The organism is Ruegeria sp. HKCCD7303, from assembly GCF_013111185.1.
GTDB lineage: Bacteria > Pseudomonadota > Alphaproteobacteria > Rhodobacterales > Rhodobacteraceae > Ruegeria.
Genome location: NZ_WVRE01000013.1, coordinates 14828 through 27842, shown reverse-complemented (window position 1 = coordinate 27842; position 13015 = coordinate 14828). Strand labels below are relative to the sequence as shown.

11 protein-coding genes are annotated in these 13015 nt (G+C 54.7%); 6 read left to right on the top strand and 5 right to left on the bottom strand.

Annotated elements, in window-relative coordinates:
* Genes GS630_RS21255 through GS630_RS21235 form a run of 5 tightly spaced genes read left to right on the top strand, consistent with a single transcriptional unit; the run spans position 1 to position 5312 of the window.
* Positions 1–1545, top strand: a complete 1545-nt coding sequence (locus GS630_RS21255; protein WP_171621466.1) for an oligosaccharide flippase family protein — start codon at positions 1–3, stop codon at positions 1543–1545.
* Between the two features lie 57 nt (positions 1546–1602).
* The gene (locus GS630_RS21250) at positions 1603–2667 is read left to right on the top strand and encodes a glycosyltransferase family 2 protein (RefSeq protein ID WP_171621467.1); all 1065 of its coding nucleotides are present in this window, start codon (positions 1603–1605) and stop codon (positions 2665–2667) included.
* Positions 2664–3608, top strand: a complete 945-nt coding sequence (locus GS630_RS21245) for a sulfotransferase (RefSeq protein WP_171621468.1) — start codon at positions 2664–2666, stop codon at positions 3606–3608. Before GS630_RS21250 ends, GS630_RS21245 begins: the two co-directional genes overlap by 4 nt.
* Complete coding sequence (locus GS630_RS21240) at positions 3608–4630, top strand: GNAT family N-acetyltransferase (RefSeq protein ID WP_171621469.1); 1023 nt, start codon at positions 3608–3610, stop codon at positions 4628–4630. Before GS630_RS21245 ends, GS630_RS21240 begins: the two co-directional genes overlap by 1 nt.
* 1 nt (position 4631) lies before the next feature.
* Positions 4632–5312, top strand: a complete 681-nt coding sequence (locus GS630_RS21235; RefSeq protein ID WP_171621470.1) for a polysaccharide deacetylase family protein — start codon at positions 4632–4634, stop codon at positions 5310–5312.
* Here GS630_RS21235 and GS630_RS21230 read toward each other — a convergent pair.
* Both GS630_RS21230 and GS630_RS21225 read right to left on the bottom strand, forming a co-directional pair.
* The gene (locus GS630_RS21230; RefSeq protein ID WP_171621471.1) at positions 5304–6227 is read right to left on the bottom strand and encodes a sulfotransferase domain-containing protein; all 924 of its coding nucleotides are present in this window, start codon (positions 6225–6227) and stop codon (positions 5304–5306) included. The genes GS630_RS21235 and GS630_RS21230 overlap by 9 nt on opposite strands.
* Positions 6228–6433: 206 nt before the next feature.
* Positions 6434–7753, bottom strand: coding sequence for a hypothetical protein (locus GS630_RS21225; protein WP_171621472.1), 1320 nt, complete (start codon positions 7751–7753; stop codon positions 6434–6436).
* A gap of 297 nt (positions 7754–8050) precedes the next feature.
* Here GS630_RS21225 and GS630_RS21220 point away from each other — a divergent pair, with 297 nt between their 5' ends.
* Positions 8051–8932, top strand: coding sequence for a capsular polysaccharide synthesis protein (locus GS630_RS21220; protein ID WP_171621473.1), 882 nt, complete (start codon positions 8051–8053; stop codon positions 8930–8932).
* 12 nt (positions 8933–8944) lie between these two features.
* Here GS630_RS21220 and GS630_RS21215 read toward each other — a convergent pair whose 3' ends face one another.
* The 3 genes from GS630_RS21215 to GS630_RS21205 all read right to left on the bottom strand — a co-directional run bounded on the left by GS630_RS21215 (position 8945) and on the right by GS630_RS21205 (position 12850).
* On the bottom strand, positions 8945–9841 hold the full coding sequence (locus tag GS630_RS21215) for a hypothetical protein (RefSeq protein ID WP_171621474.1): 897 nt from the start codon (positions 9839–9841) through the stop codon (positions 8945–8947).
* Between the two features lie 32 nt (positions 9842–9873).
* The gene (locus GS630_RS21210; RefSeq protein WP_171621475.1) at positions 9874–10665 is read right to left on the bottom strand and encodes a sulfotransferase family 2 domain-containing protein; all 792 of its coding nucleotides are present in this window, start codon (positions 10663–10665) and stop codon (positions 9874–9876) included.
* A 163-nt stretch (positions 10666–10828) separates the two neighbouring features.
* A complete protein-coding gene (locus GS630_RS21205; protein WP_171621476.1) occupies positions 10829–12850 on the bottom strand; it encodes a right-handed parallel beta-helix repeat-containing protein in 2022 nt (673 codons plus the stop codon).
* Positions 12851–13015: the final 165 nt, after the last annotated feature.

Sequence of the window (13015 nt, the reverse complement as noted above, 5' to 3'; positions counted from 1 at the left end):
TTGGAACAACCCAATGAACCCAAGTCTAGCCGCAGTTCCGCCTTGGCCGTCGGCGCGGCGACGCTCTTTGCATCAGGCTTGTTCCGGCAGGGGCTTGGGTTGGTCACGCTTGCCATTACGGCGCGTCTCTTAACACCCGAAGATTTTGGCGTAGCCGCCTATTTTCTGATTGCAACAGCCTTTCTAGAAATGCTGCAACGTCAGATCGCCATGGTACTCATACGGCTGGATGACGTTACACAGGATCACCTGGAGACCGTTTTCACCTTTCAGGTGATCTTTGGAATGACGGTCGCTCTTTTCTTCCTTGCGTCCCGACCGCTGGTCGCTCTGATTGGCGTCCCCGAGCTGGTTCAGATCACACCCGCTCTTTGCCTACTGGCCATCACTGTCGCCTTCAGAAGCCCGCGCTTCATACTCTTTGAAAGAAAACTTCGCTTCGGCTATGCCGCTGGTGAAGAAACTCTCATTCGAGTCATCTATTCGATTACAGCGATTACGCTTGCTTGGGTCTGGCGCGATTTCTGGGCAATTGTTGTTGCCAACTTCTGTGCTCTGACAGCGCGCGGTATCTGGACGTTTAGCATGGCCCCAATGGCTCCGCGACTGTCGCTGGCCCGGTGGCGCGACAGTCTGTCGTTTTCCACGTGGTCCTTGGGTGCCCAGATTGCTCAGTTCTTTTCCAAAAACATGCCGCAGCTGATTATCGGCGCGACCTTGGGACTGGCCGATGCCGGGATATTCCGGCTCGGCAACCGCATCAGCACGCTTGTAACGACCCAGCTTTTTGCCCCCATGCAGCGGGTGATCTATCCAGGCCTTGCTGATATTGCCCGGAATACGGACCGCAAAGACGAAGCATTCATCCGGCTCAACGAATTGCTCATTGCAATTGTGTTGCCGATGTCGGTCGGCATGGCTCTGGTGGCCAACCACATCATCCTTGTCGTTTTCGGCTTCAAGTGGCTTGCGGCTGCGCAGGTGATATGGATTCTGGCTCCACTCAAGGCCCTGGAGACCTTGCAGGCGAATGTTCGGGCGGCAACTTATGTCGAAGGATCGACAAAGCTCCTGTTCGCCCGAAATACCATTCTGCTGGTACTGGTTTGCCTTTTCATGTTGGTCGGCGTCAATTTCGGGTTCACTGGTGCGCTGATCGCGGCAGGTGCCGCAAGCGTTGCTGCCATCGCGATGACCCTCACAATCGCCAAACGGCACGGAACGCGTACGTTCTTTGGCCCCCTGACTGTAGCCTGGAGAAGCATCGTCTCCTGTATCGCCATGATCGCGGTTGTGTTGTTTATTGCCAGCGCATTTGGAACACCGGTCCATGTTGGCTGGGCTTTCGAATCCTGGGATGACGTCCCAAGGCTGCTTGTCATCTTCCTGACAAAAGTCCTGGCCGGAGCGTTCACTTACGTCGCAACACATCTGTTGCTTTGGCTGCTGGTCGGTCAACCCGACGGCGTTGAGAAGGTCGCGCTGCAGTTTCCAAAGCGCGTACTTAAACATTACCTGGATTCGAGCGCGGCAAAGCAACGTTAGAGCAATCCCGCCCCTGGGACTTGTAGGTTAAACTAGTAAACAGTGACAGATCATTCGATGTACATAGCCAGAGAACCGGACAGGATGGACCACGCGCAAAACGATCAGAGGCCGAGCTCATCCGTTTCTGATACGACATCCGTTCTTCCGGAACTGGATCTGAGCGTCATAATCGTGAACTACAACACCCACGATGTGACCTCCAAGGCAATCCAGTCAGTGCTAGATCATCGGGGAAATCTGAAACTCGAAGTCATTGTCGTCGACAACGATTCAAGCGACGACAGCGTCACAGCCTTGCGGGCGGCTTTTCCCGAAGCGACGATTATGGCCGCAGGACAAAATGGTGGCTATGCTTGGGGCAACAACATCGGCATCCGACAGGCACGAGGGCGCTATCTGCTGATCCTCAACCCGGATGCACAGGTTTATGACGGAACGCTTGAGCGCGCTGTCTCATACCTGGAAAACAATCCAGACATTGGCATTCTTGGTGGGCATGTCTCGCTTGAAAACGGCATACAACAGCCCACCCTGTTCCGTCAGGTTTCCCTGAGCAGCCTTTTCTGGAATATCCTGATACCAAACCGCATCATCCGCAAAACCCGCCTTTTCGGGGATCAGCGCTATGCCTCGCGTGCTCGTGACACCGTACAGGATGTCGATGTCGTCGCCGGGTGTTTCATGATGGTCCCCAAAACGGTCATCGACACCGTCGGCGTCATGAATGACCGATTTTTCATGTATAGCGAGGAATCCGAATGGTGCTGGCGGGTCCGTCAGGCCGGTCTGAAAGTGTGTTACAACCCGGACATCCGGCTTCTGCACTACGGCGCGGTTTCCACCGGACAGACCTCGCCCTGGAAATCCGTCGAGATCGCCAAAGGACATATTCTGTTTCTGCGCTTCTCGCGTGGTCCACTGATCGCATGGCTCGGAACCGGTCTCATGACAATCGGGGATCTGTTGCGGGGCGTGTGGTTTCTGCCGATAAGCCTGATAAAGCCCCGGCACGAAGGCGCCCAGGCCTGGCGGGCACGATTTGCGTTTCTGCTGGGGGCTCTGATCAGGCCTCCACAGGGGCAGGTGCCACCGCAACCCGCCCCGGACATGTTGGCATGAAGAACCTGGCGAAACCCGTATTGCGCGGTATTGTCCACACCGTTCTCACCCCGCTTGAACGCCGGATGCTTGCGCAGCAGCCCGCCGCGCGGTGGCCGCATATCTTCATTCTGGGCGCCCCCCGATCCGGCACGTCTCTGTTTTATGAGCTTATGACAACCGGCTTCGATTTCGCCTTTTTTTCCAACCTTGCACACCGGTTCTACAAAACCCCTCTGGCCGCGACCCGGATCGGAGGGAAGCTGATATCGGACCACACGCCCGCCTACCAAAGCGACTATGGCCATATTTCGGGATGGGCTGCTCCGAATGAAGGCGGCTGGATTTGGCAGCGATGGCTGGAGGATGGCCCTTGGGTAAATGAGCGGCACCTTACATCCTTACCTATTGCGGAAATCCAAGCGACGCTGGCAGGCATGTCGACCTTGTCAGACGCCCCGTTCATCAACAAGAACGTGATGCATTCCAACCGCGTGCGATTGCTGGATGCGTTGTTTCACGGCTGTCTTTTCATTGAAATCCGGCGGGATGCCAAAGACACTGCCAGATCCATCATCCGGGCCCAAAGGCGGAAGAAGGGGCCTGAGCGGGATCATGAGGAATGGTGGTCTGTCCGCCCCTCAAATGCAGGTGGCGACACCGATATCGAACGTGCCTGTCGGCAGGTTGTCGGCGTTGCCAATGATATTGAACGCGATTGCGCCCATATCGGAGCTGACAGGCATTTTAGGGTCGAATACGAAGCGCTTTGCGCCGACCCGAAACGCATCTTGGCCAGCGTTGCAGCGTTTCTGGAGCAGCACGGCGTACCGGCCAAACCACGTCCAGGTGGCTCGGTTCCTGAACGATTCACGCTGCGGGCCTCTAAACCTCTTGAAGCGGAGGAAGAGGCCGATCTGGACCGGATGCTGACGCCTCATGCGGAAACTGCAGTGATCTGATGGTTGATGGCACCCTCTCTGTGCGCCGGGTTGCGGCGGAAGACTGGCCCGGCCTGAGCAACAGGTTCGAAGACCTCACCTATGAGCAAAGCGTGACCTATGCGCGGGCCGCCGCCAGACGCATAGGGGCAACCGCCGAATTTCTCGGCCTGCATGATGCGCAGGGCGCACCGGTGGCTGCGACATGTCTCAGGATCAAACGGGTTCCGGTTCTGAACCGCGGTATTGCCTGGATTGCGGCCGGGCCATTGATCCACCCCAAGGGGCGGGGTACTCCCGATGCAGCCATGGTCCGCGCAATCCTCTCGGATCTGCGTCGGCACGTACATGACAGCGGTCATGTCCTGCGCCTACGCTTTCCGGTCATGGCCACCCCCACCGACGACGCGGTAACAGGTGCCGGTTTTTTGCCCACCGAACGGGCAAGCCCGTATCGGACGGTCCTGATTGACCCTGATCAGGACGACGATACCCTGATGCGCGCTCTGCACGGCAAATGGCGCAACCCATTGCGCAATGCACTCAAGACGGGAATAGTGCTTGAGACCGGTCCGATTGCGGATCTGTCAGGGCGATTTCACAAGCTCTATGAACAAGTGCAGGCCGCCAAAGGCTTCCAGCCTGACATTCCGCCGGAATTCTACTATCCGCTCACGGGGCCGGATTTCCAACACGATGTTCTGATTGCACGCAAGGACGGTGCCGATATCGGCGCAATGACCATCGGACGCACCGGCACAAACGCTGTCTATCTGTTCGGAGCAACTTCGGAAGCGGGGCGCAAGCTCAATGCCGGGCACTATCTGATGTGGCAGGCCATACTGCATTGTCGGGAACACGGGATCAGGTGCTTTGACCTGGGCGGAATAGATCAGGATGCAAACCCCAGCGTCACCCGTTTCAAATTGCGTACCGGCGGTACAGATACCACGGCCGCAGGACCCTATGAGGCATGGCCGGCAGGTCCCATGGCAAACCTGATCGGTCTAGCCGAAGCTCTGCACGGGAGGTTGAAGCGCTGAAATGGCACGTCGGATCGGACTCAATTTTCACGGCATTGGCTCACCGGCCCGCGACCTCGAAGAGGGAGAGGCCCCCTATTGGTTGTCCGAGGCGCAGTTTACGGGAATTCTTGACCGCGTCGCTGCAGCCCATGATCCGCAGGCCTTTGTTCTGACCTTTGACGATGGCAACCTGTCGGATTATGACATCGCGCTTCCAGCTCTGGTCGAACGGGGCCTGTCCGCGCGTTTCTTTGTTCTGACTGGACGGCTGGACCAACCCGGATCGTTGGGGCGCGATCACATTTCGGCCCTGCTGGATGCCGGGATGCGCGTCGGTAGCCACGGCATTGCACATGTCGGTTGGAGCGGGTTGGACCGAGATGCGCTCAATAGGGAACTCGGACACTCCCGCAACGTACTGCAGGACATCTGCGACCTTCCGATCACCGAGGCAGGCATCCCCTTTGGCTTGTACAACGCCCGTGTCCTACGCGCATTGCGCCGCAACGGATATACGGTCGCGTTCTCAAGCGATACAGGGCACATGAACGACAAGAGCTTCCTGCGTGCCCGCACATCCCTGCGCGGAGATATGAGCTCAGCTCAGTTCGACGACATTCTGGCCAGCCGAATGCCACCGGCAAAACAATTGCGCCGTATGCTTGGAATGACAAAAAAACGGCTCTTACCGTTAACCTGATCGGGTATACCCGAACTTGTCCAGAATATGCCCGAGCTCCTGTTCGATATAGGCGATATGTTCGGGCTCCAGTTCATCTTTCCACTGACCGCTGCGCCCGCTGCGGATATGTGCGCGCTCATTTGGTTTTGTCGCAGAAATCTTGCTGCGCTTGCCAGCCTCGAACAGGCGCATCAGCCGGACACCCAGTTCATGCACCCTGCCAGTCATCCCAAGGAAGGTGAAGATTTCCGCATAGATTTCATCCCGGCGGGGACCCATCAGATCACCATACTGCACCTCGAGGATATCCGGGTCGGACAGATCCCAGTTCTCGAGATTCTCGCGGCTGAAATAGATGAAGTGACGGATCTCCATGAACAGCCCTTCGGTCTTTCCGGCAGCCTGCAGTTTTTCCTGATAGGTTTTGCCGGTTTCGTCCGGCACATGGGCCCAAAGTTCGTTGGTCCACAGATGGTAGTGATAGGATGATACGATCATATCGCGCGGATCGCGCATAATATGTATCCCCCGATATGGTCCGATCTCGGACAGCGGCGTCCGGCTGTGCGGCGACAGGAAAACACGGGTTTCCGGCTTTGGTGGTCCTTTGGAAATATCTTCAAACCGCACCCCCAACCCAAGGGCCAGCAGCTTGAGCACCGCCTTAAAATAGGTGGTCATAGCCTTGTGATGCGTTCCGACAAAGACCTTGGTCCGGCTTTTGGCAAAGTCTCGGTCGCTGAACCTGCAAATCAAAAGCAAGGGAAGCATCTGCCAGAATTCCGGGTTCTTCAGCAGCCCGTAATTCTTTCGAAAAGAAATAGGAACCTGAGTAATTTTCTTACGCAGCCGCGACCGTTTCGGCTTATGCCCCAGGCCAGCATCTGTCATCACCTTATTGTCCTGAACCGTCATCTGGCTGGCTTCCCTCATCTCATCACACCGACATCGGTGTTGTCCCGGGCAGGCCCCGTTTGTACGGAGGTATAGAAAAGATAAATCTCCAAATCTCTGTAAAGCTGTTTCAATCGAAAATCCTTTACCATTTACTCTGACCGAACCAAAAACAAACCAATTTTCCGCACCCTGATCGCCATTACGAAGGCATCAATGATATCGTCGGCAACACACACAGCATTTCATTCAAACCGGGTATACCTGATCCGCCGCGCGCGCGCGGGTACAGGCTCTGATTGCCCCGCATCGTCTTCGTCCCTGGCGTCGATGAACCAGATGCCCGCCCCCAGCATGAACATCAGCAAACAGAAGATCGCATCCCAAAGGTGAACTGAGATGGCCGCGATACATATACCGGCCAGTGAAAAAAGATACCCCAACCGATAACTTGCCAACTTGCCCGTCAGAGGTGCCCGACCTACATCGCGGAAAATCAAAATAACGGGAATAAGCAACAGCAAAAAACCCAGGATGCCGTTGCGCATCGCGAGAACCAGCCAGAAGTTGTCCACACTCGAGAGCATCCACCGCGGGCGCGTCCAATCCTTCAGACCGATGCCGAACACAGGGTTGCGCATGATGTCGTCGGTGACGTTATTGAAGATATGAATCCGGTTCCATGCCGTAGACGGTTTCAGCGTCAAATAGGCTGCAAACATCTGAGCTGGGGATCGGTTCGAAAAAACTTCGATAAACACATACAAACCCGCAAACATGTAAAGCAGCAGATTCCATTTCTTTTTCACCGAAGCCAGAACTGTCGACCACATCATCAATGCGAACTGCACAGCCACTGACAGCCATGCCCCCGAAGACAGTGATGAAAAGACGGCCAAGGTAACAAGGCCTACCCTTGGGAGTTTGTAAAAGATACTCTTGTCGTATCCGAGAACATACCATGTCAGTGCAAAAACCGGGCTACAGAACAATCCGTAAAGGATTGGATGCGGCAAAGATCCCTGTGCACGATACAAACCCAATCTCGGCTCATGTTGTACTGTGCGATACACGTCACCAAAATTGCTGAAAAAATCCAGCAATATAGATCGGTTCGTAAAATTCTGGTGAATACTGAATGGCAGCATCAACAAAACAGCAATGAAAAGCCAAAGGGTCAGGAAGCGAAAAGCTTCTGCATCCCTGATCACCCAGCGCGCAATGAAGTATGGCGATAGCGTCTCAATGATCCGGATGCCAATAAACTCCCACTGGGAAAATCCGTGATTGACGAAAATGGCCAAACCGCCCCACAGCGCGAAGCAGACCATCAGGATGTCGATCGCACGAACCCGGTCACTCCCGTCAAGCCAACGAACGATAGCCGGTAAGAAAAATATAATTAATACAATTCGATAGCCACCCAACCTTAGCCCGGCCACATCAAAATAATAGGGCAGGATAAAGCCAAGGATAAGCGCTGGCACAAGATAGAGCGAAGGCTTGGTGCTGTTGGCACCATGCCCTTTCCCCGATCTATGCTGTATATCAGCCTGCGTTACCAAAACGCATCCACTTCCTCTATGAGCTGCTCGTTTCGGTTTCGCTCAGATATCCGATGCGCACCAGACACCCGCAAAAGAGTATACCGACACCATTGTCCCGGTCGCAACGCAGAACTGAATCGCACCGCTTGCGCTGGAACATGTTCAGGACAATGGTCGTCAAATCACAGATCTGTTTCCATTTTACACCTATGAAGCAGCAGTGTCAGTGAATGGTATTTCACTTTTTGACAGACGTCTGGTGCCACATTGAATTGGCGGCTAAAACACCAGCGGGTGACTATAGGAGCGACTAAATTGGCGAGAAACCCTTGGATTCTGTTTTTTGTATCTCTGGTTAAAGTTAAGAAGCTCCGCAGTCTGGTGCGCAAGGTCACTCGGAAAATCGGAAAAACACAACCGGATGGCTTTGAAGCCGCAGTCCCGCGGACAATTCCGCGCAACATCTGGATGTTCTGGGACAAGGGCATCGACGAGGCCCCGGAAGTCGTGAAAATGTGCATCGCGTCCTGGCAGGCCAAAAACCCGGACTGGACGATACGTATTCTCGATCGGAATACGGTCAAGGATTTCGTCGACCTGCCTCCCTTATCGCCGGAAATGTCGATTCAATCCTATTCCAACATCCTGCGCTTCAAACTGCTGAAAGACCATGGCGGCGTCTGGGCAGACGCGACGGCCTTTTGCATCAAACCGCTGGACGAATGGCTGCCGATTGTGGGGCAACGAGGGTTCTTCGCGTTCTTCTGGACCCCGGAAACCCGGTGGTTCACATGGCCCGGATATACCCGCGAAGTTGCAACCTGGTTCCTGGCCGCGGAACCCGGCAGCCCGATCATGGTGGACTGGTACAACTATAGTGTCCGCTACTGGGAAAATCGGCAGAAACCCCATCTCTATTTCTGGTGCCAGACACTCTTTGAGCTGTTGATCTACATGCGCCGCCCGTTTCGCCGCGCCTGGCGTCAAGTTCCTAAAATCGGGTGTTTGGGGCCACATCTGGTCCATGACTGTGTCATTCGCAACCGCGACACCGCCAGGATATCCCGCATTCTGGATAATGGCGCAGCACCGGTACAAAAACTGCGCTGGCAATGGGATGAGCAGAAACTGGCAATTGCAAAATCCCTGCTGCATGTTGACGAAACCGAACCCCTGAAACGCCCAAAGGCCGTTTGACCTTTCCGCAGTTCAGGAAACCTGGAACAGCATCCCAGGATATTCACGTTCGATCCGTTGCAGGTCTTGCGCATATTTCTGCTGTAAGGCGGCGACGGTCTCGGGCCGGTATGGGTGAAACCGAGAACGGTCTGGTCCGGCGGGCAATTCTTCGTAGTAAATACGTTTGACGCAGGCACGCCTTTCCTGAACCGACAAGGACCTGTCCAGAGCTTCCGCTTTGCGGATCGCCTCGTGTGATGGCGAGGTCGTGCGTTCTGGCGGGGGCAAGTCCGGAAAGACCCCGACATCCCGACCTGCGAATTCCGTCAAAATCTCCTGCCAGCACACCCGATAATCCTCGTGTTTCCAGACCTGAAGGCTGGCGTTGGGAAAAGCGCTCAAAAGCCGCTCGATGAGGTCGGGCCAACTGGGCGGCGCATCCAGAACTGCGTCACCGATCCGCAAAGCCCATTCCGGTCTGGGTACAAAAGTCTTGAGCATCTGCGCATAAGCTGATGGCAGCAGCTTGTCATAAGCCCGGATACCGAGAAAAAGTTTGACCGTTCCCCCACGTGACAGCGCATTCACAAGATGCTCTCCCCGAAATGATGGATAGAGATCGCGTGCAAGCAGATCGTCGGAATATCCAAGCAAATCCTCATCCGACAACAAGACCGTTTCAGCACCATTCCGCAACGCGTTGACATGACGCCGGAACTGATAGGCCAGCGGTGCGGACCAGAACCGCCGCCGCCAATGATTTGGGTTGGAATAGCGTCGTTGCAGAGGCCCGAATACCTCTCTGGGAATGTAATCTATGCCTTTTTGCGCCAGCTGATCCCGATGCGCGAGCAATGTGTCCTGCAGATGTGTCGTCGCCGTCTTATGCGCTCCAAGATGTATGCGCCATTCCTGTACCGGTCGCACCCGCTCACTCCACTTTTCACCCGAACCTCAAATCACGCAGCCACATCTGCCAGAACCTCCTTATATAACGCAATATCAGCGGCGTAATATTCCCGGACAAAGTTCTGCATATCGGGTTCACAGAAAACGGGATGCGGCTGGGTGCTCCCCGGCTTCATCAAGACGCGCCGGGCAGAGACGCGCAAGGTTTCATGCACTGGGGCAGGCAATAATCGCCGGGCCAGCGCACTACCTTTATATGTGGCGCGTTTCAGAGCCGGATGACGAAACACAGTTGTCTTGTTTGCGTGCCCAATTTCCAGCATGTCCGTGCCGATCTGCTGGGAAAGCGCCTGAACGAGCAAATCAAGCCGTTCAACCGGATAGAGGTGCTGCACCAGCCGCTCACCATTGAACCTGATAAAATCGGATTGCCGCGAGAAGTGAATGTAATCAGAGGCAACCACCTCAGGATCAGAATTCAGGTAGGCAATGACCTTTTGGGTTTCTCCGTGCAGTTCATCATCATCAAGCTGAGCAAATTCCTTGCCAAGATACATTTTGGCCCGTTGCGACATCGCAGACTGGAAACGTCGGAACGGATCACGCAGCAAAGCGTAGCTGTCGTAGTCCTGCAGCTTCTGGAAGGCCTCAGGATCGAGATCATGCAAAAGCGCAAGGGGCAGATGGCGGTAATCTATCTCACCCAGCTCCGGGTGACGCTCGACCTCTTTCAGAAATCTTACATCTGCATCATGAAACGGCAGAACCGCATTGCGCACCGACGTGCCGGCGCATTTGGGTATATGAATGAATACGAAGCGGTGATTATCAGATAAAATCATAACTCAAAAACCCATAACTTTCAGCATCGCCTGTATCCATTGCATCAGATGCGCACACCTACGATGGAGCTATCCTTCAATGCTATTTTAGCCGGGTGCAAGTTTACACCCGGCCAACATGCTTTTTCATTTGTTCCATACGCACCTGTGGCGCGGTGTTGGATTACCCCCCCAACCAATCGCCCTGTGTAGCTGACGAGTCAACGAAAGTGACGTCGTCATCAACAGCAAAATGGCTGATTTCACCGTCCACGTGATCCTTGCGGGTTGATCCGAGGTTCCAACCCCATTGTCTGCCGCCATGCGCATCGGAAAAGTCGAAATCCACCGAGGTTTCTTCAAGGACCAGCACATCGTCGACCAGAACCTGAAGACGATCCGCCGTTTCATCGACCAGGACTGTGATCTGGTGCGTATCGGTGTCGTTGAGACCGATATTGTCGACCTTGAACCCTTTGCTGAACTTGGCATCATTGTTCTGAACATGCGCAACCAGCCCGTCATCCTCCAAAGTCAGACCCACGCGGCCTTTGTTCCAGACCAGGCGCTGATCACTGCCATCTGCCTCATCCCTGGTAAACTCGACGGTAAATGCCAGCTGATCCGAAGATTCGAACTCCTGCAGGCGGCCGAGTTTTACCGCATCACCGTGCCCGTCAAAATGAATGGCAGAGCCAGAGGCCGTGTTCACAACTGAGGCATCCCCTCTAAATTCAGCTTGGCCATTATTGGGCAAGCCTGCGATGTCCAGTACATAATCATCGACTATCACCTGCCCCTGTGCAGTCCCCGTGCCGCCAGTATCTGGCTGGGTCGGAGGCGTACTGCTGTCTGGCTGCTCTGTTCCCGTGTCTGGTTGGGTCGAAGGTGTGCCGCTGTCCGGCTGCCCTGTTCCCGTATCCGGCTGGGTCGGAGGTGTGCCGCTGTCCGGCTGCGCTGGCGCCGGGCCGGGATTGATCGACGCGGGTGGCGCGCTGACCCCTGTGCTACCAACCCATGCATCGTAAGACATAGGAAATTGCATCGCGAGATCCGAACCGGCATTCATCGTATCAACTGTACTGCCCGGAATAACACCGTATTGATTGTACCCGTCCTGTGCCGCAGTCGCATAATAGACAAACATGTTGTCGTAGTGGTTAGGCGCGCTCGGGTCCGTGTTTTGAACATAGACATTGTCAATGACCGTCCAGTCCGACTGACCGTTATGCCCGGCAACACCGGAAACAACATTCCCATCAATTGTGACGTTCTGCGACGTGCTTGTGACATTGATTTTCGGAATAGTGATCCCACCTGTCACAGCCCGATCCACGGCCAGAATAGTGTTGTGCGAGATCGTCAGATCCTTGGCACCGGTAACCGTGATTCCGTGAGTGTGGGCGTTGTAGATTATGTTATCTTCGATCAGAATGTTCGTGTAGAACATGGCAGGATCGTTGGGATCGGTTTTACCGTTGCCCATGAAAATTGTCTGCGCGTGTGTTCCCGTCCCCATGTCGAACACGTTGTCCCGGATGATCACACTGTCACTGGGTCCAAGCCCCTTTGAAAACTGGATCATGTCCCGGTGGTCCCCGGAATTGGGCGAAGCGCGGAAATCGTGGAGATAGTTGTTCTCGATCAGAAGGTTTTGGTTCCCTCCAAACGACATCCCATCGGAACGGAGCGAATGCACATCATTGCCCGAGACAGTGACGTTGGTGCTGGCACCGACACTCAGCCCCTTCCACCAGTCATAGAATTCATTGTTATCGATAACGATACCCGTGCTGTCCCGCACCGCCAGGGCTTTCCCTGTTCCATAACCATCGTCAATGGCAGAAACGCCCTGGGCCAGATCGCCATCAAAGATTGAATCCTTGATCGTGATGTTTGCGCTGTTTTTGATTTCAAACGGCTTATAGCTCGTTGATTCACCATTGAAGGTGTAATCGAACGTAATGTTTTCGAAAGTTATGTTCGATGCGCCATCCAACGTCATCTCTGAGATTGTGGCAGGCGCATTGGGGTCTGCCGATTTGATCGTTACGTTCGATGCGTAGTTGATGTTGAAACCTGATTTCCCATCCAGATTCAGAGTCCCATAATCACCTGCCGCAAGCAGTATCGTTTCCCCACCTGTCGCCTGAGACAGAGCCTGGTTCAACTCCGCTGCAGAGGTTACCGTGATTGTCGTCGACATATTTCACCTTCTGTTTCATAGGCGCTGTGAGTGGCAGCGCACGAGATCCCGCACACCCAGGACAGAAGGAACAGCCGCACGAAGGCGACAGAGGGGCCAGAATATGGCTATGTTTGGAAACTGTTGCCTGTATTGGGACAATATTGCCCAATTGCTGTCATTTCC

Coding starts and splice junctions, on each gene's coding strand:
- GS630_RS21235 (WP_171621470.1), top strand. CDS start 4,632: ATGGCACGTCGGATCGGACTCAATTTTCACGGCATTGGCTCACCGGCC.
- GS630_RS21250 (WP_171621467.1), top strand. CDS start 1,603: ATGTACATAGCCAGAGAACCGGACAGGATGGACCACGCGCAAAACGAT.
- GS630_RS21245 (WP_171621468.1), top strand. CDS start 2,664: ATGAAGAACCTGGCGAAACCCGTATTGCGCGGTATTGTCCACACCGTT.
- GS630_RS21240 (WP_171621469.1), top strand. CDS start 3,608: ATGGTTGATGGCACCCTCTCTGTGCGCCGGGTTGCGGCGGAAGACTGG.
- GS630_RS21230 (WP_171621471.1), bottom strand. CDS start 6,227: ATGAGGGAAGCCAGCCAGATGACGGTTCAGGACAATAAGGTGATGACA.
- GS630_RS21210 (WP_171621475.1), bottom strand. CDS start 10,665: ATGATTTTATCTGATAATCACCGCTTCGTATTCATTCATATACCCAAA.
- GS630_RS21205 (WP_171621476.1), bottom strand. CDS start 12,850: ATGTCGACGACAATCACGGTAACCTCTGCAGCGGAGTTGAACCAGGCT.